The 23,606-nt window shown below is 69.9% G+C and carries 25 protein-coding genes and 1 other RNA gene; 19 read left to right on the top strand and 7 right to left on the bottom strand.

Translation table 11 applies throughout. From position 1 onward, the window contains the following. Positions 1–284: 284 nt before the first annotated feature. The gene (locus ACFSC0_RS20955) at positions 285–707 is read right to left on the bottom strand and encodes a helix-turn-helix domain-containing protein (protein WP_377283450.1); all 423 of its coding nucleotides are present in this window, start codon (positions 705–707) and stop codon (positions 285–287) included. 11 nt (positions 708–718) lie between these two features. Continuing rightward, entirely contained in the window at positions 719–1,741 is a 1,023-nt protein-coding gene (locus ACFSC0_RS20950) for a phosphotransferase (RefSeq protein ID WP_377283449.1), read from the bottom strand. Between the two features lie 104 nt (positions 1,742–1,845). Between ACFSC0_RS20950 and ACFSC0_RS20945 the strand changes: the two genes are divergently transcribed. Continuing rightward, positions 1,846–2,388, top strand: coding sequence for a DOMON-like domain-containing protein (locus ACFSC0_RS20945; protein ID WP_377283448.1), 543 nt, complete (start codon positions 1,846–1,848; stop codon positions 2,386–2,388). Next, positions 2,385–3,584 carry an exo-beta-N-acetylmuramidase NamZ family protein gene (locus tag ACFSC0_RS20940; RefSeq protein WP_377283447.1) on the top strand — a complete coding sequence of 400 codons (1,200 nt, stop codon included), beginning with the start codon at positions 2,385–2,387 and terminating at the stop codon, positions 3,582–3,584. Before ACFSC0_RS20945 ends, ACFSC0_RS20940 begins: the two co-directional genes overlap by 4 nt. 91 nt (positions 3,585–3,675) lie before the next feature. Here ACFSC0_RS20940 and ACFSC0_RS20935 read toward each other — a convergent pair whose 3' ends face one another. Next, the gene (locus tag ACFSC0_RS20935) at positions 3,676–4,749 is read right to left on the bottom strand and encodes a carboxylesterase family protein (RefSeq protein ID WP_377355261.1); all 1,074 of its coding nucleotides are present in this window, start codon (positions 4,747–4,749) and stop codon (positions 3,676–3,678) included. Positions 4,750–5,127: 378 nt separating this feature from the next. Here ACFSC0_RS20935 and ACFSC0_RS20930 point away from each other — a divergent pair, with 378 nt between their 5' ends. The 8 genes from ACFSC0_RS20930 (at position 5,128) to dusA (ending at position 12,975) form a co-directional block, all read left to right on the top strand. Next, positions 5,128–6,066 (top strand): acyl-CoA thioesterase, encoded by a 939-nt coding sequence (locus tag ACFSC0_RS20930; protein WP_377283445.1) that lies wholly within the window; start codon positions 5,128–5,130, stop codon positions 6,064–6,066. A 34-nt stretch (positions 6,067–6,100) separates the two neighbouring features. Continuing rightward, positions 6,101–7,099, top strand: coding sequence for an NAD(P)H-dependent flavin oxidoreductase (locus tag ACFSC0_RS20925; protein ID WP_377283444.1), 999 nt, complete (start codon positions 6,101–6,103; stop codon positions 7,097–7,099). A 24-nt stretch (positions 7,100–7,123) separates the two neighbouring features. Beyond that, the gene (locus ACFSC0_RS20920; RefSeq protein WP_377283443.1) at positions 7,124–7,645 is read left to right on the top strand and encodes an FAS1-like dehydratase domain-containing protein; all 522 of its coding nucleotides are present in this window, start codon (positions 7,124–7,126) and stop codon (positions 7,643–7,645) included. Continuing rightward, positions 7,645–8,064, top strand: coding sequence for a MaoC/PaaZ C-terminal domain-containing protein (locus tag ACFSC0_RS20915; protein WP_377283442.1), 420 nt, complete (start codon positions 7,645–7,647; stop codon positions 8,062–8,064). The genes ACFSC0_RS20920 and ACFSC0_RS20915 overlap by 1 nt, the downstream gene beginning before the upstream one ends. Before the next feature lie 19 nt (positions 8,065–8,083). Continuing rightward, positions 8,084–9,628, top strand: coding sequence for an acyl-CoA synthetase (locus ACFSC0_RS20910; RefSeq protein WP_377283441.1), 1,545 nt, complete (start codon positions 8,084–8,086; stop codon positions 9,626–9,628). 33 nt (positions 9,629–9,661) lie between these two features. Next, positions 9,662–11,272: a carboxylesterase/lipase family protein gene (locus ACFSC0_RS20905; RefSeq protein WP_377283440.1), complete on the top strand. Its 1,611-nt coding sequence runs from the start codon at positions 9,662–9,664 to the stop codon at positions 11,270–11,272. Between the two features lie 308 nt (positions 11,273–11,580). Beyond that, positions 11,581–11,940 (top strand): hypothetical protein, encoded by a 360-nt coding sequence (locus ACFSC0_RS20900; protein ID WP_377355260.1) that lies wholly within the window; start codon positions 11,581–11,583, stop codon positions 11,938–11,940. Between the two features lie 75 nt (positions 11,941–12,015). Continuing rightward, positions 12,016–12,975: a tRNA dihydrouridine(20/20a) synthase DusA gene (gene dusA, locus ACFSC0_RS20895; protein WP_377283957.1), complete on the top strand. Its 960-nt coding sequence runs from the start codon at positions 12,016–12,018 to the stop codon at positions 12,973–12,975. On the opposite strand, the gene ACFSC0_RS20890 is transcribed toward dusA, so the two are convergent. The 3 genes from ACFSC0_RS20890 to ACFSC0_RS20880 all read right to left on the bottom strand — a co-directional run bounded on the left by ACFSC0_RS20890 (position 12,972) and on the right by ACFSC0_RS20880 (position 14,258). After that, complete coding sequence (locus ACFSC0_RS20890) at positions 12,972–13,487, bottom strand: TIGR02281 family clan AA aspartic protease (RefSeq protein WP_377283438.1); 516 nt, start codon at positions 13,485–13,487, stop codon at positions 12,972–12,974. The two genes, dusA and ACFSC0_RS20890, sit on opposite strands and share 4 nt — an antisense overlap. Positions 13,488–13,617: 130 nt before the next feature. After that, entirely contained in the window at positions 13,618–13,836 is a 219-nt protein-coding gene (locus tag ACFSC0_RS20885; protein ID WP_377283437.1) for a DUF1289 domain-containing protein, read from the bottom strand. After that, positions 13,833–14,258: a PaaI family thioesterase gene (locus ACFSC0_RS20880; protein ID WP_377283436.1), complete on the bottom strand. Its 426-nt coding sequence runs from the start codon at positions 14,256–14,258 to the stop codon at positions 13,833–13,835. Before ACFSC0_RS20880 ends, ACFSC0_RS20885 begins: the two co-directional genes overlap by 4 nt. A gap of 173 nt (positions 14,259–14,431) precedes the next feature. Between ACFSC0_RS20880 and ACFSC0_RS20875 the strand changes: the two genes are divergently transcribed. From ACFSC0_RS20875 to ACFSC0_RS20865, 3 genes are all read left to right on the top strand, one after another. Continuing rightward, the gene (locus tag ACFSC0_RS20875) at positions 14,432–14,797 is read left to right on the top strand and encodes a hypothetical protein (protein WP_377283435.1); all 366 of its coding nucleotides are present in this window, start codon (positions 14,432–14,434) and stop codon (positions 14,795–14,797) included. Positions 14,798–15,124: 327 nt separating this feature from the next. Next, positions 15,125–15,460 carry a hypothetical protein gene (locus tag ACFSC0_RS20870; RefSeq protein WP_377283434.1) on the top strand — a complete coding sequence of 112 codons (336 nt, stop codon included), beginning with the start codon at positions 15,125–15,127 and terminating at the stop codon, positions 15,458–15,460. A 183-nt stretch (positions 15,461–15,643) separates the two neighbouring features. Beyond that, entirely contained in the window at positions 15,644–17,131 is a 1,488-nt protein-coding gene (locus ACFSC0_RS20865; RefSeq protein ID WP_377283433.1) for a phospholipase D-like domain-containing protein, read from the top strand. On the opposite strand, the gene ACFSC0_RS20860 is transcribed toward ACFSC0_RS20865, so the two are convergent. Then, on the bottom strand, positions 17,109–17,840 hold the full coding sequence (locus tag ACFSC0_RS20860) for an endonuclease/exonuclease/phosphatase family protein (protein ID WP_377283432.1): 732 nt from the start codon (positions 17,838–17,840) through the stop codon (positions 17,109–17,111). The genes ACFSC0_RS20865 and ACFSC0_RS20860 overlap by 23 nt on opposite strands. Before the next feature lie 193 nt (positions 17,841–18,033). Here ACFSC0_RS20860 and ACFSC0_RS20855 point away from each other — a divergent pair, with 193 nt between their 5' ends. The 6 genes from ACFSC0_RS20855 (at position 18,034) to rnpB (ending at position 23,204) form a co-directional block, all read left to right on the top strand. After that, entirely contained in the window at positions 18,034–19,236 is a 1,203-nt protein-coding gene (locus tag ACFSC0_RS20855; RefSeq protein WP_377283431.1) for an acyl-CoA dehydrogenase family protein, read from the top strand. 44 nt (positions 19,237–19,280) lie between these two features. After that, the gene (locus ACFSC0_RS20850; protein ID WP_377283430.1) at positions 19,281–20,429 is read left to right on the top strand and encodes an acyl-CoA dehydrogenase family protein; all 1,149 of its coding nucleotides are present in this window, start codon (positions 19,281–19,283) and stop codon (positions 20,427–20,429) included. Positions 20,430–20,638: 209 nt separating this feature from the next. Then, on the top strand, positions 20,639–21,016 hold the full coding sequence (locus ACFSC0_RS20845) for a SnoaL-like domain-containing protein (protein WP_377283429.1): 378 nt from the start codon (positions 20,639–20,641) through the stop codon (positions 21,014–21,016). 148 nt (positions 21,017–21,164) lie between these two features. After that, on the top strand, positions 21,165–22,058 hold the full coding sequence (locus tag ACFSC0_RS20840) for a DMT family transporter (protein WP_377283428.1): 894 nt from the start codon (positions 21,165–21,167) through the stop codon (positions 22,056–22,058). Between the two features lie 53 nt (positions 22,059–22,111). Continuing rightward, positions 22,112–22,774, top strand: coding sequence for an N-acetylmuramoyl-L-alanine amidase (locus ACFSC0_RS20835; protein ID WP_377283956.1), 663 nt, complete (start codon positions 22,112–22,114; stop codon positions 22,772–22,774). A 47-nt stretch (positions 22,775–22,821) separates the two neighbouring features. Continuing rightward, positions 22,822–23,204, top strand: an RNA gene (gene rnpB / locus ACFSC0_RS20830) — RNase P RNA component class A. The last annotated feature ends 402 nt before the right edge of the window (positions 23,205–23,606 follow it).

Below are 23,606 nucleotides of genomic sequence, written 5' to 3'. Positions count from 1 at the left end.
AGGCGGGCGCGAAGAACTCAGGAGAAGCATCGACGCACTCAACTCGGCGAATCAGCCCTGCGGACGAGGCTGCGTTAGTTTCGGTGCAGGAAAATGGCGAAGATCGGTCCCCCGAACCCGCTGCGCCGCGCGCTTCCAGGGTCCGGGGCTAACGGCCTGCCAGAAGGCTGCCGCCGTGATGCACAAATCGTCGGAAAGGCAGGCGAAACGCCATGCCCTATAGCGGCGCCTTAGGCCCGAACTGTCAAACCGTGCGCCGATCACGTGTGTTCACAATGGGGGCTTCAGACCTCCAGCTGATCCAGCCAGACGCGGACCAGGTTCATGAGGTCGACCACGGCCGCGGGCGGCCCCACCGCGATGATCTTCAGGTGCTCGCGCGCCGCGTCGTAGACCACGTCGGCGCGCAGCGAGGCGCCGCCCGTCGGCCTGGCGTTCAGCGCGCCCGTCACCGTCCGCGCCCACTTCTGCGCCAGTGCGGCGCCGACGCCGGGGATGTCGACGATGGTGGTGACGGACGGCTCCGCGGCAGGCGTCTCGCTCGGCGGCACGCCGGCGAAGGCGTCGAGGTCCGCGCGTCGGATGCGATAGGCCTTGCCGATCCTGCGCGCCGGCAGGCGGCCCTCGCGGATGAAGCGCAGCACCGTCTTCGGGTGCAGCTTCAGCCGCTCGGCGGCGAAATCGACGGTGCAGAGCTCTTCGGCCATTCCGATCGGGACTATAGGGCCGCGCGCGGCGAGTCGGACCGGGCGATGGCGAGCGCCTCGTCGACGCCGGGCTCGGCGAGGCCGGACAGGAAACGGGCCAGCGTGGTCTTGCCGACCACCACCAGGGTCTCCAGCGGCCCCACCTTCAGCCGGCCCTCGGCCGCGGCGGCCTGCAGCTCGGCCGGGGTGAGGGCCGTCAGGTCGTCCTGCGGGTCGTGCGCCGCCGCGCCGACGCTGAGCATCAGCGCGCCGTAGTAGAGCCGGGTCATCAGCCGCATCAGGGTGAGCCGGGCCAGCAGCGCCCGGTCCGGCGCCCGCCCGAGCCAGGCTTCGACCAGCGCCTCGCCGGCGGCCGGCGGGACGGCGGGGTTGTCCGCCAGGATGGCGACGTCGGCCAGCGGGTCGTTGCGGAAGGCGGTCTCCCAGTCGACCAGCCAGAGCCGCGTCCCGTCGAAGATGAAGTTGCCGGGGTTCGGATCGTTGTGGCTGGAGACCAGGGCGGCGGCGTCCCAGGGATAGGCCTCGCGGATCCGCGCCAGCGCCTCGGCGTGCGGCGCGAACAGCTCCGGGCGATAGCGGCCGCAGGTGCGCAGATAGTCGAGCATCCCGGCCAGCAGGTCGGGGTAGTCCATCAGCGGCGGGAACACCTGCGTCCTCTGCAGGCGTGCGATCAGCTCGCCCTGGGCGCGGGCGAGTGCGGCCGGCCCGCCGGGGAACTCGGCCAGCGGACGCGCCTCGATGAAATCCATGATGGCGATGCGCGAGCCGGGGTCGAGGTGGCGGACGGGCGGGGCGACGCCGGCCTCGGCCGCGATGCGCATGCAGGCGTAGCCGCGGTCCGGGTCGCGCATCACGTCCCGCGGCGGCTCCAGCCGCATGAGGTAGGCCCGGCCGCCCGCCTCCACCCGATAGGTGAGGGCGCCCGAGGCGCCGCCGGCGACGGGGTGCAGGCGTTCCACCCGCTTAAGGCCGAAGGCGGCGGTGAGCGCTTCGCGGGCTTCGTCGCGGCGGTGTTCGGGGAGGGCGTCGAGCAAGGGTGGTCTCCTCAATGCATATTCCTCAACGTTCCTCAAATGTCGAGTCGTAGAGAGCAATAGAGAATGCGCCGACTCTGCCGGCGGCTGCTAGGCTCCCACCCATGCGCGCCGAACTGACTCCGCATCCGGACTGGCCTTGCCCCGCAGCCGAACGCATCGCGGTGGAGGTGGCCCGGCCCGCCCACGACGCCCTGTCGTTCCGCTACGAACTCGCCGGCCGGATCGCCGACCTGCGCGTGCCGCCGGAGCGCCCGCCCGCCCGGACCGACGGCCTGTGGCAGACCACCTGCTTCGAGGCCTTCCTGCGGCCGGCCGGCGGAGAGGGGTATTTCGAGTTCAATTTCGCCCCGTCGGGGGAGTGGGCGGCCTACGCCTTCAGCGGCTACCGGGAAGGCATGCAGCCGCTGGAGCCGCTGACCGCGCCGAGCATCGTCGCCACCGCTGGGCCGGAGCGGCTGACGGTCGAGGTGACCCTATCGCTCTCCGGCCTGGCCGAGGGGCGCTGGCGGTTGGGGCTGTCGGCGGTGATCGAGGGAATCGACGGGGCCAAGGCCTACTGGGCTGTGGCCCATCCGCCCGGCAAGCCAGATTTCCATCATCCCGATTGCTTCGCGCTCGATCTTCCCGAAGCTCAGACCCCATGAGATTCGGCCTCGATCGACTGCTGTCCGACCCCGCCCTCCGCGCGCCCCTCGCCGGACGCAGGGTCGCCTATCTGGCCCACCCGGCCTCGGTCACCCGCGACCTGGAGCACGGGCTGGACGTCCTCGCCGCGGCGGGGGTGAACCTCACCGCCGCCTTCGGTCCGCAGCACGGCCTGCGCGGCGACAAGCAGGACAACATGGTGGAGAGCCCCGACTTCACCGATCCTGCGCACGGCATCCCGGTGTTCAGCCTCTACGGCGAGGTGCGCCGGCCGACCGACGCCATGATGGCGCCCTGGGACGTGCTGCTGGTCGACCTGCAGGACCTCGGCTGCCGGATCTACACCTTCATCACGACCCTGCGGTACGTGCTGGAGGCGGCGGCCAAGCACGGCAAGGCGGTCTGGGTGCTGGACCGGCCCAACCCCGCCGGCCGGCCGGTGGAGGGGCTGACCCTGCGCGAAGGCTGGGAGAGCTTCGTGGGCGCGGGGCCCATGCCGATGCGCCACGGGCTGACCTTGGGCGAGCTCGGCCATTGGTTCATCGACCGCCTGAAGCTCGACGTCGAGTACCGGGTGATCGAGATGGAGGGCTGGCGCCCCGACGAGGGCCCCGGCTACGGCTGGCCGCTGGGCGAGCGCACCTGGGTCAACCCCAGCCCCAATGCGCCCAACCTGTGGATGGCTAGGGCCTACGCCGGCACGGTGATGCTGGAGGGGGCGACCCTGTCGGAGGGGCGCGGCACCACCCGGCCGCTGGAGCTGTTCGGCGCGCCGGACATCGACGCCAAGGCGGTGATGGCCGAGATGCGGGCCCTGGCGCCGGACTGGCTGGCCGGCTGCAAGCTGCGCGACTGCTGGTTCGAGCCCACCTTCCACAAGCATGTGGGCAAGCTCTGCAACGGCGTTCAGATCCACACCGAGGACCCGGACTACGACCACGCGGCCTTCCGGCCCTGGCGCATCCAGGCGCTGGCCTTCAAGGCGATCCGGCGGCTCCATCCCGGCTACGAGATCTGGCGCGACTTCCCCTACGAGTACGAGATCGGCAAGCTGCCCATCGACGTCATCAACGGCTCGCCCCTGCTGCGCGAGTGGGTGGACAATGCGAACGCCGCGCCGGCGGACCTCGACGCGCTGACCAGGCCCGACGAGGCGGCTTGGGAGGAAGAGCGGCGGCGGTTCCTGATCTACTGAACCGCGGCGCTCCTGCCCGTACCTCCCGCCGCTTCGCGGGGGAGGTAGGAGGAGCGCCGGGATGGGCGGGGATTTGTGTGCCTCTCGACGGCTACCCCCGCTCCGCCGCGAGCCACTCGAGCAGCCCGGGGTTCTGCTCCTGCGGGTAAGTGTGGCTGAGGTCGGCGAGTTCGGTGAGGCTGACGTCGGCGCCGGCCATGGAGAGGGCCTGGAAGGCGCTCCTTGCGACCTCGATGGGGAACATCCAGTCCAGCGCCCCGTGCACGATGCGGATCGGCAGGTTGCGCAGCCGCTCGCGGTCGGCGAACTCGGCCAGCATCGGGTGGAAGGAGGCGGCCACCGGCGCCAGGTGGGTGAAGGGGGAGCTGCCTTCGAGGCCGGTGACGTAGGAGAAGGTGCCGCCGTCGCTCATCCCGGTGAGCAGCAGGCGCGAGGCGTCGATCCGCCAGCGCTCGGCGGCGAAGGCCAGGATCCGCTCCAGGTTGGGCGTGTCCTCGTCGGGGCCGGAGAGCGCCCAGGTGGGGCCGACGGAGGTCGGGGCGATCAGGATGGTCGCGTGGCTGCGGGCGTCGCGCAGCCAACTCCACAGGAAGGCGCGGCCGTGGCCGCTGCCGCCGTGCAGGGCCACGACCACCGGCCACTCGCGCCCGGCGTCGTAGTATTCGGGCACATAGACGGAGAAGCCGCCGCGCTCGTCCCGGCTGTTGTCGAAGTGCAGGACGCCGGTCCCTTCCGGCGCGCCGGCTGCGGCCAGGCGGGTCAGCAGGTCCCCGTCCGCCCGGCGGGCCGGCTCGATGAAGTAGCGGCTGACCGGCGGCAGGCTGGCCAGCCGATAGAGCGCCTCCTGGGCGAGGGAGAGGTGGCGCAGCGCGCGGAAGCCGTGGCGCAGGTCGCCCTCGTCGAACGCGGCGCCGAGGCCGTCGAAGGCGGCCAGGGTCTCGTCGGCGGCCGCTTCCAGGGCGCCGCGGACGTCGCCCAGCCCCTCGGGCCAGGGCGTCAGGCGCGAGCGGGCGTTGAGCAGGGAAACGTCGGCGCCGGCGATCAGCCCGGCGAGGTCGGCGAACTGCGGCGGGTGGAAATGGCGCGCGACCAGGCCCAGCAGCTCGATCCCGCGCAGCAGCGGCGAGAGCAGCCCGACCAGCTCCTCGAGGACGCGCTCGTCCATGTCGCGATCGGCGGACCCGCCGGCCATGAAGTCCTCGTGAGGGGCTGAAGTCGCGCTACCCTAGAGCGCGGTCCGCAAAAGTGGCTACCGGTTTTGCGGTCAGACCGCGCTCTAACCTTTGAAGTAGAGCCCTTCCCGATCAGGTCCAGCCTGATCGGCATGGGCTCCTGCGCGCCCCGCGTCGCCGTACAGCACTCCAGATTCCATGGCGCCTTTGCGTCAGGCTGACGCAGCGGCCACTTGAGGCGGGGGCGGGTTTGGCCCAACAATGGCTCGGCTGACGGACCCCGGGGCTTTCCGGGCCGCGCCCAAGACGACATTGATCGTGACTAGTCTCTGATTTTGCTTTGATTTTGTTTGAGGGGATTTGAGCTGAGGATGCAGGTGCTGCACACGTCGGCGGTGGAGCCGACGGAAATCGACGCGCTGGGCCACATGAACGTCCGCTACTACCAGTCGCGGGCGCTGGCTGCGAACCAGGCGCTGATGATCAAGCTGGGGCTGGACCCCGAGAGCTGCGCCCGGCGCGGCGCGCTGCTGATCAACGAGGACGTCTACTGCCGCTATCACCGCGAGCAGTTCGTCGGGGCCACCATCACGGTGCGCGGCGGGGTGTTGGAGGCCGGTCCCGAGCGGCTGCGGCTGTTCTTCGAGCTGGCCAACGACGCCAAGGGCGAGGTGGCCGCGACCTTCATCATCGCCGTCGGCCTGACGAGCCGCACGAGCCGGGTGCGGATGTCGATCCCGCAGGAGGTGCTGTCGGCCGCGGAGGCCTTCCAGGTCGAACTGCCGGCCCATGGCGCCCCGCGCACCATCGACCTGTCCGCGCCGCGCCTGGACCTGGCCTACGACGAGGTGGCCGCGCGCCTTTCGGAGGAGATCGCCGATCCCATGTCGCGCCGGATGACCCGCGTCATCGATGCGGCCAGCTGCGACGAGTACGGCTTCCTCTCCGAGCGCGAGGACATGATGTTCGGCCACGTGCGCAGCGCGCCCAAGCCGGACGAGAAGTGGGGGCCGATGACCTTCACCACCGACGAGGGCCACCGCTTCGGCTGGGCCTCGCTGGAGACGCGCAACGTGCGCCTGGAGCAGCCCCGGGTGGGCGAGACCATCTGCTCGCTGGGGGCCGAGATCGGCCTGCATTCCAAGGTCCGCCACTCGCGGCGCTGGATATTCAACCTGACCACGGGCAGGCTGGTGTCGCTGAACGACAATGTGGCGATCGCACTGGATCTCGACGCCCGTCGGCCCATCGAGATCCCGACGAAGGTGAGAAGCGAGCTGGACAAGCGCCACCTTCCGGAATTCGCCTAGTGACTGAGATGGGAACGCCAGGGAAGGAAACCCGATGATCAAGACGCGCATCACCGAGATGTTCGGGGTCGAGACCCCCATCGTGATGGGGGGCATGACCGGGGTGGGCTACGCGCCGCTGGTGGCGGCGGTGGCCAACGCCGGGGCCCTGGGCTTCATCACCGCCCACCACTCCAAGTCGGCCGAGGAGCTGTTCGAGGAGATCAACCGCTGCCGCGAGATGACGGACAAGCCGTTCGGGGTGAACCTGACGCTGCTGCCGTCGCTGAACCCGATCCCGTACGACGAGTACCGCCGGGCGATCATCGAGAGCGGGATCAAGATCGTCGAGACGGCCGGCCGCAACCCCACCGACCACCTGCCGGACTTCAAGGCCAACGGGGTCAAGGTGATCCACAAGTGCACCTCGGTCCGCCACGCGGTGACCGCGGTGAAGAACGGCGTCGACGTGGTCTCCATCGACGGCTTCGAGTGCGCCGGCCACCCGGGCGAGGACGACGTGGGCCTCATCGTGCTGCTGCCGGCGACGGCGGACGCGGTGGACGTGCCGATCATCGCCTCGGGCGGCATGGCCGACGGGCGCAGCCTGGCCGCGGCGCTGATGCTCGGCGCCGACGGCGTCAACATGGGCACGCGCTTCATGGCCACCCAGGAGTGCGCCATCCATGAGAACGTGAAGAAGAAGATCGTCGAGAACACCGAGCGCGACACGCTGCTGACCAACCGCACCCTGCGCAACACCTCGCGTGTGGCGCGCAACGCGGTCTCGGAAGAGGTGGTGCGGATCCAGCAGGACCCGACCAAGACCATCGAGGACGTGAAGCACCTGGTGGCCGGCATCCGCGGGCGGACCAACGTGATGGGCATGGGGGACACCGACGGCGGCATCTGGACCGTCGGCCAGAGCCAGGGCCTGATCCACGACATCCCGACCTGCGCCGAGGTGGTCCGCAACATCACCCGCCAGGCCGAGCAGCTGCTGGGCGAGCGCGCGGCCAAGATCCTCGGCGGCCGCCAGGCGGTCCCGGCCTAAACGACAACGACAAGAGGAAGCGACATGGCTGCCAAAACATTCCCGGTGGAAGCCGGGCACATCATGATGTTCGCCCGCTCGATCGGCGATCCGAACCCGGTCTACTACGACGCCGAAGCCGGCAAGAAGACCGAGGCCGGCGGGATCATCGCCCCGCCGACCTTCGTCCAGGCGAGCGCCCAGTTCGACCCGGACTACGGCCTTCGGCCGAAGATCGGCCAGCCCTGGTTCGGGTCGGGCAAGAACCCGACCGGCATCGTCCGCACCGGCGGCGGCGGTGGCGGGGGAGGCGGCGGCGGCGGCCTGCACGCCGAGCAGCACTACGAGTACCACCGCCCGCTGCGCGCCGGCGACGTGCTGACCGCCACCACCACGCCGGGCAAGACCTGGGAGAAGCAGGGCCGCCGCGGCGGCACCCTGATGTTCTCCGAGAGCGTCACCGAATACCGCAACCAGGACGGCGAGCTGGTGGTCACCGCCCGAAGCGTCGGCGTGCGGCCGTCCAAGCCCGTCGAGCAGCAGCCCAAGAAAGAGGAAACCGCCTGATGCCCCTGTCCGCCAGCCAGCTGCAGCCGGGCCAGACCCACACCGCCCGCATCGTCGAGGACCTGAAGCGCACCCAGATCGTCCAGTACGCGGGCGCCTCGGGCGACTACAACCCGCTGCACACTGATGAGATCTACACCACCCAGGTCGCCAAATACCCGTCGGTGTTCGCCCACGGGATGCTGACCATGGGCATGACCGGGCGGATGCTCACCGACTGGGTCGGCGATGCGCGCCTGACCAAATACGGCGTGCGCTTCACCAGCCAGGTGTTCCCGGGCGACACCCTGGACGCCACCGCGACGGTGAAGAACATCGTCGAGCGCGACGGCCAGAAGCTGGTCGAGCTCGACGTGAAGACCGTCAACCAGGAGGGCGTCGAGGTGCTCTCCGGCTACGCCGAGGCGCGCGTCGACTAGCGGGTAGGGGAGCGCTCCCATGCACCCGACGGTGTTCGCCAAGTCCAGTCCCGACCGCCCGGCCTACATCATGGCCAGCTCGGGGCTGACGGTGACCTATCGGGAGCTGGACGAGCGCTCCAACCAGGGGGCCCAGCTCTTCCGGGCGCTGGGCCTTCGCCCCGGAGACGGGGTGGCGATCATGATGGAGAACCACCCCATCTACTACGAGGTGCTGTGGGCGGCGCAGCGATCGGGCCTGCGCTACACGGCCGTCTCCTCGCGGCTCACCGCCGGCGAGGTCGAGTACATCGTCAAGGACAGCGGTTCGAAGGCCTTCATCGCCTCGCAGGCGATGGCCGACGTGGCCCTGGAGGTCGCCGCCCGCACGCCGGGCGTCCACCTGCTGATGGTCGACGCGGCGCTGGGCCCCTTCGCCTCGTTGGAGGCCGAGCGCGCCAAACATCCGACGACGCCGATCGCCGACGAGACGCCCGGCGGGCCGATGCTCTATTCGTCGGGCACGACCGGCCGGCCGAAGGGGGTGAGGCGCGAGCTGTCCGGCGGGCCGCTGCTGGCGGGCGCCGACGCCCTGACCCAGTGGGCGCGCACCCTCTACGGCATGGACGAGGAGACCATCTACCTCTCGCCTGCGCCCCTCTATCACGCCGCCCCGCTGGGCTGGTCGATGAACGTCCACCGGCTCGGCGGGACGGTAATCCTGATGGAGAAGTTCGATCCCGAGCAGTGCCTGGCGCTGATCGAGCGCTATCGGGTGACGCACGTGCAGTTCGTGCCGACCCACTTCGTGCGCATGCTCAAGCTGCCGGCCGAGGTGCGGGAGAAATACGACCACGCGTCGCTGAAGGTGGTCTTCCACGCCGCCGCGCCGTGCCCGGTCCCGATCAAGCAGGCGATGATCGACTGGTGGGGCCCGATCATCCACGAGTACTACGCCGGGACCGAGGGCAACGGGCGCACGACGATCAATTCCGAGGAGTGGCTGGCCCACAAAGGCTCGGTCGGCCGCGCGACCCCGCCCGTCGAGGTGAAGATCTGCGACGAGGACGGCGAGCCGCTCCCGCCCCGGACCGAAGGGCTGGTCTACTTCGCCGGCGGCGGCAAGTTCTCCTACCACAACGCCCCGGAGAAGGTGGCCGAGAGCACCAACAAGTACGGCTGGACCACCCTGGGCGACGTCGGCTGGCTGGACGAGGAGGGCTTTCTCTACCTCACCGACCGCAAGAGCTTCATGATCATCTCCGGCGGGGTGAACATCTACCCGCAGGAGATCGAGAACCTGCTCATCACCCACCCCAAGGTCGCTGACGCTGCGGTCATCGGCGCGCCGGATGAGGAGATGGGCGAGAAGGTCGTGGCCGTGATCCAGCCGATGGACTGGGCCGACGCCGGCGACGCGTTGCGGGCCGAGCTGACCGCCTTCTGCCGCGCGGGCCTCTCCTCGGTGAAGCTGCCCCGGCAGATCGACTTCATGCAGGAGCTTCCGAGGCATCCGACCGGCAAGCTCTACAAGCGGCTGATCCGCGACGCCTACTGGGCCAGGGCGCAGCCGCAGACGGCTTAGGGCCGCGAGACGAGAGCAAGGGGGAGGGGGAAGATGATCATCCATCGGCGCGGCCTGCTGGCCGCCGGGACGGCGCTCGGCGTCGCCGGCTTCGGGCCGCGGGCGAGGGCGGCGGAGGCGGACCTGTTTCCGATCGTCGAGACGGCCGAGGGGCGGCTGAGGGGCCTCACGTCCGGCGGGATCAAGGTGTTCCGGGGCGTCCGCTACGCCGAGAGCACGGCCGGGGCGAACCGCTTCCGCCCGCCGCAGCCGCTGAAGCCGTGGGCGGGCGTACGCGACACGCTCGACTTCGGGAACATCTCGCCGCAGGTGCCGGCCGACCGCCGGCGCGACTATGCGGACCTGATCTTCAACGACATGCAGCCGGGCGGCATGGGCGAGGACTGCCTGGTCCTCAACCTGTGGACTCCCAGCCTGGATCGGGCGGCGAAGAAGCCGGTGCTGGTGCGCTTCCACGGCGGCGGCTTCTACGGCGGCTCGAGCAATTCGCCGGGCGGCGACGGGGAGATGCTGGCGCGCTTCGGCGACTGCGTGGTGATCACGGTCAACCACCGCCTGAGCGCCTTCGGCTACCTGCATCTCGGCGATGGCGGCAACTTCGCCGACTCCGGCTCGGCGGGCATGCAGGACCTGGTCGCCTGCCTTGCCTGGGTGGGCCGCAACGTCGAGGCGTTCGGGGGCGATCCGAAGCGGGTGATGATCTTCGGCCAGTCCGGCGGCGGGGCCAAGGTCAGCCACCTCTTGGCCATGCCCTCGGCCAAGGGGCTGTTCTCCAGCGCCGCGGTGATGAGCGGATCGCGGCTGACGGCGATGAGCCGGGCCGACGCGCAGGCGACGTCGGAGCAACTGCTCGGCAAGCTCGGGCTCAAGGCGACCCAGATCCGCGAGCTGCAGGCGCTGCCGTGGACCACGATCCTGGCGGCCCAGGCCGAGCTCGAGGCCGGCCAGCGGGCCAGGGGCGAGGCGCCGCGCTCGTTCGCCCCGGTGCTGGGTTCGGCCATCCCGCACCACCCGTTCGCGCCCGCCGCCCCGGCGGAGTCGGCCCACATTCCGCTGATCGTCTCGACGGTGCTCGACGAGCGGACCTACCGCGAGGCGAACTTCGGCATGACCTGGGAGGAGGTGCGGAAAAACCTGACCGCCCGCGCCGGCGCCCGGGCGGACGAGATCCTCGCCGCCTACCGGGACGAGGACCCGAAGGCGACGCCCTATGTGATCAACGCCCGCATCGTCACCGACGCCACCTTCCGCCAGAGCGCCCGGATCATGGCCGACCGCAAGGCCCAGCAGGGCGCGGCGCCGCTCTGGGCCTACCTGTGGACCGCCCCCAGCCCCGCCTTCGGCGGCCGCTACGGCGCGACCCACGGCGTCGATGTCTCCTACGCCATGCACGACATCCGCATGCCGCTGGCCGGCCCGATCGCCGACAACCGCCGCCTCGCCGACGAGATCGCCTCGGCCTTCGTCGCCCTCGCCGCCAAGGGCGACCCAAACAACCCCAAAACCCCGGCCTGGCCTGCCTATGACGCGGCCAAGCGCACGACCATGGTGTTCGGAACGCCATCGAGCGGCGCGGTCGAGGACCCGCGGCGGCGGCTGGTCGAGTTGTGGGTAGAGGGCGTTGGGCGCGGCGCAGCAGAGTAGACGGCGCGTTCCCGCTTTGTTCTTGACAAGCTTAAGCGTGTAGCAGATCATGCTGAGGTGTCGGCTGCCTCGGCTGGCGGGCGACGGGTAATCTCAAATCGGGCGGCGCGAGCGGCGGACACCTGGGAGAATGTCACTCAGCCGTTCCAGCCGCCGCAGAAGCCGCGCCAAGGACGTTAGGTGAGGCGGAGCCAGCGGGGCGGATGAAGTCGACCCAAGTGGATATGAGTTTCCCCGTAATCGGCTTCACGCCGGACGGAGACATTTGGGGGTTCCCGGACTTAAACACCCTCACCTCGTGCGGACCCATGACCTTGAAGAAGGACATGCAAGTCGGAATGGAACTCGTTTCCGGCGATGGGCGGCGCTGGGTTGTCCGCTCTGTCCGACGTCTAGGAAGGGGAGAGCCATTGCTGCTGTGGCTCGTCTCCGCTGTCCTCTCGACACCCCAGTCGCGGATCGAACAGGAACTTGAGCCGCTTCCGCCCCTGTCGCTCGACGAGATCAAGGCCCGGGCCATCGCGGCCGTCGAGCTGACATCGGAGTACTACTGCGCGGAAGACGAGCGCGAGGAGATCCTAGTGCCGCTGCTCGACCAAGTCCGTGTGGCATCCAATGTCGCCCAAATCCATGAGCTTCTGGGGCTCGACAGCTTCATGGGCTATTAGGCCCCGGCGGCGTATCCGCCGAGCTGCCGAGGACACGACTTGGATTACCCGCCCCACAGGCTCTCCGTCGCCCCGATGATGGACTGGACGGACCGGCATTGCCGGGTGCTGCACCGGACGCTGTCGGCGCGGGCGCTGCTGTACACCGAGATGGTGACGACCGGGGCGGTGCTGCACGGGGACCGGGAGCGGTTGCTGGGCTACTCGGACGTGGAGCATCCGGTGGCGCTGCAGCTGGGCGGCTCGGATCCGAAGGACCTGGCGGCGTCGGCGCGGATCGGCGAGGACCTGGGCTACGACGAGATCAACCTGAACGTCGGCTGCCCATCGGACCGGGTGCAGAGCGGGGCGTTCGGCGCCTGCCTGATGCGCGAACCGGAACTGGTGGCCGAGTGCATGGCGGCCATGGGCTCTGTGGTGAAAGTCCCGGTGACGGTGAAGTGCCGCATCGGCGTGGACGAGCAGGACCCGGAGGTTGCCCTGTTCGAGCTGGTCGACCGGTGCGCCCAGGCCGGCGTGAGGACCTTCGTCGTCCATGCGCGCAAGGCCTGGTTGAAGGGGCTTTCGCCGAAGGAGAACCGGGACATCCCGCCGCTGGACTATCCCCTGGTCCACCGCCTGAAGCGCGAGCGCCCTGACCTGACCATCGTGATCAACGGCGGCGTGCCGGACCTGGAGGCGGCGCAGGCGCACCTGGCGCATGTGGACGGGGTGATGCTGGGGCGGGCGGCCTACCACACGCCGGCGCTGCTGGGGCAGGCGGACCGGCTGATCTTCGGGGAAGGGGAGGACGTCGATCCGTTCACGGCGGTGGAGCGCTACCTGCCCTACGTCGCCGAGCGGCTGTCGCACGGCGCCCACCTGGCCGGGATGACCCGCCACATGCTCGGGCTGATGCACGGCCGGCCGGGCGCGCGCGCCTGGCGGCGGATCCTGACCGTCGAGGGCGCCAAGACCGGCGCGGGGCTGGAGGTGATCGAGCGGGCCCTCGCGGCGTTGCGCAGCGCGGGCGCCGAGGTCGAGGCGGCGGCCTAGGGCCTGAGGATCAGCGCCGTGCGGGTCGCCTCGAAGCGCGAGAGGCGGCCGAGGTAGGTCATGCCGAGCAGCGAGGTCTCCAGGCCGCTCTCGATGACGAAGGCCTCGACGTCGTCGACGCGGGCGCCGGCGATGGAGATGCTGTCGAGCTTCACCTGGGCGGCGCGCGCCTGGCCCGACGCAGTCTGCACGCCGTACTCGTAGTTGAGGGTCGAAGGATCGAGGCCGAGCCGGCGGGCGTCCTCGACGGTCAGGGCCACGGCGCTGGCCCCGGTGTCCACCAGGAAGCGCACGCGGCGGCCGTCGACGTCGGCCTCGGCCCAGAAGTGGCCATCCGACGATTTGGCGATGGAGGCGGCCTCGCCGGCCGCTTCCGGGGCGGCGAGGGGCCGGACCTGGGCCACCGCCGCGCGCGGCTCCGGCGCCTGACGCGCCTCGAAATGGGCCACCGCCTGGGCGGCCGCGACGGCCGAAATGGCGCTGACCGCAGCCAGCAACGCGAACCTGAGCATATCCGACACCCTGCCTCACCAAAGGCTCGGCCTTTTCGGCCTTGTTGAGCGCGAGGTTAGGCCCGGCGGGGTTTGCATCCGGTGAATCGGAGGTTGCCGAGGCGTTTACGAACCCACCCTGGGGAGGCGCTCAGCCGAAGATCGCCAGCTTCTCCGGCCGGATGCGGCTGCGGCGGGCCGGCAGCTCGGCCATCAGCGCCTCGCGGTCGGCCTCGGCCAGCTTCGCCCAGCCGGCGATCTCCGGCAGCGTGCGATAGCAGCCCAGGCAAAGGCCGCTCTCGCCGTCGACCGCGCAGACCTGGACGCAAGGCGTGCGGATCGGCTTGGGCGGGGCGGGGCGGTCGGTCATGCGGCGGGCAGGGCGTAGGCGACGGTGGCGTGCGCGGCCAGGGCGTCGGGGCTCTCGGTCCAGATGCGCACGTCGCAGACGGCGCTGCGGGCGCCCAGCCGAAGCAGGCCGGCGTCGGCCACGAGGTCGCCGGGCTTGGCGCCGCGCAGGAAGTGCATGGTCAGCGTGCTGGTCACCGCCATCAGCTGCTCGCCCACGTGGGCCAGCACGATGGCGTAGGCGACGGTGTCGGCCAGGCTCATCAGCGTGGGCCCGGCGATGACGCCGCCGGGGCGAAGCATCTCGGGCTGGAAGGGCGCCACCATCCGCAGCCGCCCTGGCGCAGCCTCGGTCACCTTGGGCATCCGGTCGGGATCGGCCTTGGGAAAGGCCTTCTGGATCAGGGCCTGGACCTCGGGGCCGGTCAGCTTCAGCGGGTTCATCCATCTGGGAATGACACGCGGTCGGAAAGATGACAAGAAATTCATGTTACATGTGGATACCTGCCAAACATGAGCGAATATTAATGTAGCGACCCCGATTATTGACGGAAGTTCATTTGAACTCTGCGCTGGTGCTGACACCCTGGCCTCGTCAGTTTTTCGAGGAGACACCCATGCGCACCGCCGCTCTCGCCATCGCCGCCGCCGCCACCGTGGCGGCCTGGGGCACCGCCGCCTCCGCGCGGATCAGCGACGTCGACTACATCCAGGCCAGCCGCTGCCACGCCCTGGCCGCCGCCGACGGCGGCGCCGACGCCGAGGCACTGAAGGCCTACACCAAGGTCGAGGCGCGCGGCCGTCCCGCCACGATCAAGCGCATGGCCGACGACGCGGCCGCCAAGGCCGCCCGCGACGCCCGCAGCGACAGCGCCGAGAAGCAGGCGAAGGTCGCCGCCGAGCTCGGCGGCGTCTGCCAGGCCTTCATCGCCGACCAGTCCACCGGCACGGCCGCCAAGTCGGGCGCGACCCCCGCGTCCTAAGAGCTCTCTCCCTCGAGAGAGGCTTGGGGCGGGCCGCCGGCGCCTAGCCCGGAAGAGCGAGCAGACCTTCCGGGCCTCTCCTGGGCGGCTAGAGCCGGCGGCCCGACCCCAAGACCCCTGCCTTCCGCCTAGACCTCGCGGAAGGAGATTGTCGCCAACTCTTGCGTCCGGCTCAGTCCGGGCGCCTCTTTTCTTTGTTCTTGCGCGTCAATTCTGTCCGGCCGGACACATTGTAGTGGTGGCCGAGACAAGATTTCCAACAGTTAACTTGAAGCGTCGCGTTGCGGCTGTCTTCTGCCGTGCGGGGGACCTAGAGGAGATTCGGTCATGCGTTTCGCCATTAGCGTGTTCGCCGCCGCGTCCGTCCTGGCGCTCGGCGCGCCCGCCTCGGCCGAGGTGAGCGATCAGGACTACATCCAGGCCAGCCGCTGCGCGGCCATCGCCCGCTCCAGCAAGTTCAAGAGCCCCGACCTCCAGGCCTTCAAGGCCTTCCTCGAGAGCGAGGAGGAGGGGCGCACCATCACCACCCGTCGGCGGGCGGACATGGCCGCGAGCCTGGCCAAGCAGGAAGCGCTGACCGCGTCCGGCGAGAAGAAGGCCGCGCTCGAGGCCGAGCTGTCCGGCGCCTGCCAGGCCTTCAAGCTGCAGCTGGCCGGCAACTGAGATTGGCGGCCCGCGACCCCGCGGGTCCCATCGTCGGCCGCGCCTTGTGGCCGATGCCCCTGAAACTCGCGCCCGGCGCGTCCGGGCGCGCTTTTTCTTGCGCGGCCGGGCCGCGGAACCCACCTTGCGGCCAAGGCTTACAATCGGCGCGCGCCGGGCGGCGGCGCCGAGGCAAGGAAGTGTATGAGCGTCCTCATCCCGGGCGAAACCTGTTGGCGCAGGGAGCGGGCGGCGCGCGCGGCCTTCCTGATCGACACGGAGGCCTATTTCACCGCCGCCTTCGAGGCGATGATGAAGGCCGAGCGCTCGATCCATCTGCTGGGCTGGGGGTTCGACCCGCGCACCCGCCTGTTCCCTGACGGCTACGACGGCCCGGACGATCCGGACGAGGTCGGCCGCGTGCTGATCGAGCTGTCCCGCCGGCGGCCGCAGCTCGATATCCGGCTGCTGATCTGGCACTCCGCCCTGCCGATCAGCGCCAGCCAGGAGTTCTTCCCGCACAAGGCGCGCCGCTGGTTCAAGGGCACCGGCGTCAAGTTCCGGCTCGACGACGCGGTCCCGTTCGGCGCCTGCCATCACCAGAAGGTGCTGGTGATCGACGACAAGGTGGCCTTCTGCGGCGGCGGCGACATCTCGGTGGACCGCTGGGACACCCCGGCCCACCTGGAGGACGACCAGCGCCGCATCATGCCGCGCCAGGAGTGCCACGACCCGCGCCACGAGGTGATGATCCTGGTCGACGGGCCGGCCGCCGCGGCCCTGGGCGAGCTCGCCCGCGAGCGCTGGCGCCGCGCCACCGGCGATGCGGTTCCGCCGCCTGAGCCCAGCCCCGGCGATCCCTGGCCGGACCACATCCCCGCAGCCCTCACCGACGTGGAGGTCGGCGTCTCGCGCACCGTGCCGGCCTGGCGCGGGCAGGAGGCGGTCGAGGAGATCCGCCGGCTGACGCTGGCCTCCATCCGGTCGGCGAAGGACGTCATCTACCTGGAGAACCAGTATTTCACCGCCCCGGCGGTGGCCGAGGCGCTGGCCGAGCGTCTGGCCGAGCCGAACGGGCCGGAGGTGGTGCTGATCTCCACCGGCAAGAGTCCCAGCTGGTTCGACCGGCTGACCATGGACCGGGCCCGCACGACGATGATCTGGCGGCTGAAGGCGGCGGACGTGTTCGGCCGCTTCAGGGCCTATTACCCGATCACCAGCGGCGGCTCGACCATCATCGTCCATTCGAAGGTGACGGTGATCGACGACGCCTTCGCCCGGGTCGGCTCGGCCAACCTCAACAACCGCTCGGGCGGCTTCGACACCGAGTGCGAGCTGACCGTGCTGGCCGAACGGCCCGAGGACCGGATCAACGTCACCGCCTTCCGCGACCGGCTGGTGGGCCACTTCATGGCCGTGACCGGCGACGCCGTGGCCAAGGCCCGCGCCGACCACGGCGGCCTGTGCGCCGCCATCGACGTGCTGAACCGGGAGGGGCGGCTGGCGCCGCTGGTGCCGCGGAAGATGTCGGCGCTGGGCGAGTTCATCGCCGCCTACCACATCGGCGACCCGGCCAACGCCGGCGACAGCTGGCGGCTGGGGCGGCGGCGGGAGAAGGTCTACGCCGAGGCCCGCCTGATCTCGGACAAGAGCCGGGAAGGCCCGACGATCACGCCACCTCGAAGTCCATGACCAGCGGCAGGTGGTCGGACGCGAGCCGGTGCAGCGGCTCGAACGGGGCGAACACGTCCAGCACCTTGATCTCCGGCGAGACGAAGATGTGGTCGATGCGCAGCACCGGCAGCGGCGAGGGGAAGGTGGAGGTCGGCGTCTTGCGCGGCGCCAGGCGCCGGGCCGGCTCCAGCCGGGCGGTCAGCGTGCGGTAGACCACCGAGGTCGCGGTCGCGTTGAAGTCGCCCAGCAGGATGGTCGGCCCTTTGCGGTCCGGATGGTCGAGCCATTCGGGACCGGCGAGCCAGGAGGCCTGGTGCTGCTGCTCGCGCGGCACCAGCCCCAGGTGGGTGTTGATGATCTGGACCGGCTTGCCCTGCACCTCCACCTGCACCCAGAGCGCCCCGCGCGGCTCCAGCTGCGGCATGCGGTGGTAGCCGGGCAGGGGGCCGACCTTGACCAGCCGCTCGGGCAGGTGGGTCAGGATGGCGTCGCCGTAGAGCTCCTCCTCGACCTTCATGGCCGGGTGGAAGTGGCACTGCATCTCCAGCTGCCGGCCGATCTCGTGGGCCTGGTCGACGCCGCCGGTGCGGGCCCGGCCGACGTCCAGCTCCTGCAGGGCGACGATGTCGGGCTCCAGCTTGGCCAGCACGGCCCCGATCCGCTCCACGTCGAGCCGCCGGTCGGCGCCGACGCAGCGGTGCACGTTGTAGGTCACGATCCGAGGCATGGGCGGGGTGTTCTGCGCGGGTCCTGCGGCGATGACAAGGCGGCTTGGCTGTCGGGGGTTCCCCGGGGCCTCACGTCCCGGCCCACGAATGCTGACCTTTACGTTAACGTCAAGCTTCCCAACGCCGGGGCGCGGAGCTAAACGTGCCACTTCGCCGCGGGCACCGGTCGCCCGGGCGCACGGGAGCAGCGCGATGAACCTCGATTATTCCGCCGAAGACCTGGCCTTTCGGGACGAAGTTCGGGCCTTCATCGCCGAGAACTACCCCGCCGACCTGCGCCGCAAGCAGGACGCCCGCGAGCCGCTGACCAAGGAAGACCAGCTCTCCTGGCACAAGGTGCTGGCCAAGAAGGGCTGGGTGGCGCCGGGCTGGCCGAAGGAACTGGGCGGCACCGGCTGGACGCCGACCCAGAAGTACATCTGGAACGAGGAGCTGGCCCGCGCCGACTGCCTGCCGACCCTGCCGTTCGGCCTCTCCATGCTGGCGCCGGTGATCTACACCTTCGGCACCGACGAGCAGAAGAAGCGCTTCCTGCCGGGCATCTACAACGGCGACGTCTGGTGGTGCCAGGGCTACTCCGAACCGGGCGCCGGCTCGGACCTGGCCTCGCTGAAGACCCGCGCCGAGCGCGTCACCGGCGACGACGGCAAGGAGTACTACATCGTCAACGGCCAGAAGACCTGGACCACGCTCGGCCAGTACGCCGACTGGGGCTTCTTCCTGGTCCGCACCGACCCCAACGCCAAGCCGCAGTCGGGCATCAGCTTCCTGTTGATCGACATGAAGAGCCCGGGCGTCACGGTGCGCCCGATCATCACCCTGGAGGGCGGCCACGAGGTCAACGACGTCTTCCTCGACAACGTGAAGGTGCCGGTCGACCAGCGGATCTTCCACGAGAACCAGGGCTGGACCTGCGCCAAGGCGCTGCTGGCGCACGAGCGCAGCGGCATCGCCGGCGTCGCCCGCTCCAAGCGCGGCCTGGAAAAGCTGCGCACGGTGGCCGCCACCGAGCGGGGCGACCATGGCGGGGCGCTGATCGAGGACGCCTTCTTCCGCCGCAAGCTCGCCGAGCTGGAGATCGACCTCACGGCGCTGGAGTTCACCGAGCTGCGCACGCTGGCCGGCGAATCCAGCGGCAAGGGCCCGGGGCCGGAGAGCTCCATCCTCAAGATCAAGGGCACCGAGATCCAGCAGCGGCTCAATGAGCTGGCCCTCGAGGCCGCCGGCCACTACGGCGCGCCCTACCTGCGCGAGGACGGCGCCAACATGGGCGTCGGCCCCGACTACGCCCGCGGGGTGGCCGGCGAGTACTTCAACGGCCGCAAGACCTCGATCTACGGCGGCTCCAACGAGATCCAGCGCAACATCATCGCCAAGATGGTGCTGGGGCTCTGATCCCGCCCGCGTCAGTCAAAGTCCCAACCGGAGCCGCTTAGGTCATGGATTTCAACTTCACCGACGAACAGACGATGCTGCGCGACACGGTCGCGAGCTATCTGGCCGACAACTACGATTTCGAGAAGCGCCGGGCGGTGATCAAGGCCGAGCCGGGCTGGCGGCCGGAGGTCTGGAGCGCGTTCGCCAACGAGCTCGGCATCCTGGGCGCGGCCTTCTCCGAAGAGCTCGGCGGCCTCGGCGGCGGCTACGTCGAGAACATGATCGTCATGGAGGAGTTCGGGAAGAAGCTGGTGGTCGAGCCTTACCTGGGCACGGTGGTGATCGGCGGCGGTTTCCTGAAGCACGGCAAGCCGGCCGCTGCGGCCGACCTGATCGGCAAGATCATCGCCGGCGAGGCGGTGTTCGCCTTCGCCTACGCCGAGCCGCAGGGCCGCTACGCCCTGGCCGACCTGAAGACCTCGGCCAGCAGGGACGGCGCGGGCTGGAAGCTCAACGGTCACAAGGCGGTGGTCGTGGGCGCGCCCTGGGCCACCCATTTGATCGTCACCGCCCGCACCGGCGGGTCCCAGCGCGAGGCGCAGGGCGTGTCGGTGTTCGTGGTCGAGAAGAACGCGCCGGGCGTCACGACGCGCGACTATCCCACCGTGGACGGCCAGCGCGCCTCGGAGGTCTACTTCGAGAACGTGGCCCTGCCGGCCGAGGCGCTGATCGGGCCGGAAGGCCAGGCGCTGCCGCTCGTCGAGCGGGTGGTGGACGAGGCGGTGACGGCGCTCTGCGGCGAGGCCTGCGGCGTGCTCGCCCAGCTTCACCAGGGCACCCTGGAGTACACCAAGCAGCGCAAGCAGTTCGGCGCCCCGATCAGCACCTTCCAGGTGCTGCAGCACCGGATGGTCGACATGTTCATCAACGTCGAGCAGTCGATCTCGATGACCTACATGGCCACCATCAAGGTCGGCTCCGAGGACGCCGCCGAGCGGGCCAAGGCGGCCTCGGCGGCCAAGGTGCAGATCGGCAAGGCCTGCAAGTTCGTCGGCCAGAACGCCATCCAGCTGCACGGCGGCATGGGCATGACCGACGAGATGGCCATTGGCCACTACTTCAAGCGCGCCACGATGATCGAAGCCGCCTTCGGCAACACCGATCACCACCTGGCGCGGTACGAGGGCCTGTCGCTGTCGCGAGCGGCGTAACTCCAGACCTCTCCCTCCGCTCGCGGAGGGAGAGGGTAGGGTGAGGGAGGCCCGGCGCTGGTCGCGAGCGCGGCGGCGCCGGGGAGGTGCAGAGTCCCCCCTCACCCAACCCTCTCCCCCCGCCGAGCGGGGGGAGAGGTCTCCATGCTGACAGCATGCTGGCGGCAGGGGCTGGCTAGGGTCGCCTTCTCGTATTGAGGAGGACGGACATGACCATCGAAGCCATCGCCCAAACCACCCAGGACATCGCCAACGACTTCACCGCCCTTCTGAAGGCGGGCCAGTTCGACGAGGCCGGCGAGACCTACTGGGCCGACACCGTCGTCAGCCTCGAGCCGATGGGCGAGGGCGCCGTGACGCGCGGCATCGCGGCCGTGCGCTCCAAGGGCGAGCAGTGGGCCCACGCGCACGAGATCAACAGCGTCGAGGTCGGCGGGCCCTACGTCCACAGCGACCAGTTCGCCGTCCGCTTCACCATGGACATCACCCAGAAGGCCAGCGGCCAGCGGATGCAGATGGACGAAATCGGCGTCTACACCGTCAAGAACGGCAAGATCGTCGAGGAGCGGTTCTTCTACGGGAGCTGATCTCTCGCCGTCGTCCCGGCCGCGGCGGGCCGGCGCCCAGTTCCCGGACCCCTGGGTCACGGATCGCGCCTGCGGCGCGTCCGGGATGACGGAAAGAGTTGCACAGCGTGAGTTGCCAGCCGCCGTGAAAGCGGCCTAACGGGCGCCGATGCCCCTGCGCGACTTCGCCCTGCTGGTAGGCGTGTGCCTGCTGTGGGCGCTCAACAACATCATCTCCAAGCTGGTGGTCAGCGACCTGGCCACGCCGCCGCTGTTCTATGCGGCGGTGCGCTTTGCGCTGGTGGCGGCGATCACGCTGCCCTGGCTGTTCCCGGCGCCGCGGCCGCTCTGGCGGGTGGTGGTGGTGGCGCTGCTGATGGGCGGAGGAAATTTCGCGGTGTTCTTCGTCGGCCTGAAGACCTCCACGCCCTCGGCCGCGGCGGTGGTGCTGCAGCTGGGCGTGCCGATGACCACGCTGCTGTCGTGGCTGATCCTTGGCGAGAAGCTGCGCTGGCGGCGGGGGATCGGCATCGCCCTGACCTTCGCCGGGGCCATGCTGGTGATGTGGAACCCGGACGGCTTCGCCATCTCCGTCGGCCTGATCTACATCGCGCTCGCCGCCTTCCTGGGCTCGCTCGGGGCGGTGATGATGAAGCAGGTGGAGGGCGTAAAGCCCCTGCAGTTCCAGGCGTGGGTGGGCTTTTCCTCCATCTTCCCCCTGACCGCGCTGACGCTCTGGTTCGAGCCCGGGGCCCATCACGCCGCCATCGCGGCCGGCTGGCCGTTCGCCGCGGCGGTGGTGTTCTCGGCGGTGGTCGTCTCGGTGATCGCCCACACCGCCTACTACGGCCTGATCCAGCGCCACGACGCCAACCTGATCAGCCCGTTGACCCTGATGACGCCGCTCGCCACCATCCTGCTCGGCGTGCTGGTGACGAACGATCCCTTCGGGTGGCGGATGGCGGCGGGGACGGCCCTGGCGCTCGCCGGGGTGCTGATCATCGCGCTTCGGCCCAACCGGGTCATGCCGCTTCTCTTGGCTGTCAGGAACCGAGACCAGTGACCTTCATCGAGGCGCCTTCGCCCAACTTCGACGAGCGCACCGCCCCGCCATGGATGCTGGTGCTGCACTACACCGGCATGCAGACCGGCGAGGCGGCGCTGGAGCGCCTGCGCTCCGAAGAGGCCGGCGTCTCGTCACACTATCTGGTGGAGGAGGACGGCCGGATCTTCCGACTGGTGCCCGAGGAGCGGCGGGCCTGGCATGCGGGCGTCTCCTTCTGGCGCGGCGAGCGCAACGTGAACCACGCCTCGATCGGCATCGAGATCGTCAACCCGGGCCACGAGTTCGGCTACCGGCCGTTCCCCGAAGCGCAGGTCGCCGCGGTTCTGGAGCTGGTGGCGGACATCCGCAGCCGCTGGACCATCGAAGACCGCAACATCGTCGGCCACTCCGACGTGGCCCCGAACCGCAAGATCGACCCCGGCGAGCTGTTCCCCTGGAAGCGGCTGGCCGAGGAAGGCCACGGCCTGTGGGTCGAGCCGGCGCCCGCGCCCGGCGCGGCGCTGGCCGAAGGGGAGGAGGGGGCCGGGGTCTTCGCCTTCCAGGCCGGTCTCACCCGCCTCGGCTATGACTGCCCGCCCTCGGGCCGGTTCGACGCCGACACCACCACCATCGTCAAGGCCTTCCAGCGCCACTGGCGGCCGGAGCGGGTGGACGGGATCGCCGACGGCGAGACCCGGGCGCGGCTGATCGCGCTGCTCAGGCTGGCCGCCTGACGTCTGGGTTGACCCAGAGACCGCATCTCCCCACCTTCCGCCTCGGACCAGACGGCCGGGCGATCGCGGGCGCAAGCTCGAGGAAAGTCCGGGCTCCACGACGACATGGCGGCGGGTAACGCCCGCCGGGGGCGACCCCAGGGATAGCGCCACAGAAAGCAAACCGCCTTCGCCTTCGAGCGCGGGTAAGGGTGAAAGGGTGCGGTAAGAGCGCACCGCGTCTCTGGCAACAGAGGCGGCACGGCAAGCCCCGCCAGGAGCAAGACCGAATAGGGGCGTTGCGCCGGAGACCCCTCCGGCAGGGCTGTCGCCGGCCCGAGACGCCCGGGTAGGTCGCGAGAACCGCTCCGCGAGGAGCGGTCCAGAGGAATGATCGCCGCGCCCGCTCCGGCGGGCGGCACAGAACCCGGCTTACAGGCCGTCTGGTCCGTTTTTCCTCGATCGAATGGGACGCGCTGACACCAGCCGGTGACTGGTTGCGGCCCCGCAGGGCGCGACCTGTCACGCCGCGCCGTGAGAGGCGCCAGGTAGGGCTTATGCCCAACCCGTCACAGCCAGCCGTTGGGACGTACTGACACCGGCGGCCCGCCACACGCCGGCCCCAGCCGTTAAGCTTCGCCGCGCCCAGAGCGGGTATGCTTAACAAGTTCCATGTATGTTCTGTGAATGCTTTATAGCCGTTAACTAAAATGGGTCGCGACATCTTTGTTTCGCCGCAGAATCGCGGTTTGGAGTCATTGTGTCCCATTCAATCCCGTGTTAACCCAATCACCGTTGGCTGAGCTTTAGCGATTTGCGCCGCGCCGGGGGGCTGTGCGGGTGCAACGGCCGG

The sequence above is a fragment of the Phenylobacterium terrae genome, assembly GCF_042681205.1.
Lineage (GTDB): Bacteria > Pseudomonadota > Alphaproteobacteria > Caulobacterales > Caulobacteraceae > Phenylobacterium > Phenylobacterium terrae.
The sequence above is the reverse complement of the archived record's forward strand: the minus strand, read 5'-3'. Positions and strand labels throughout refer to the sequence as shown.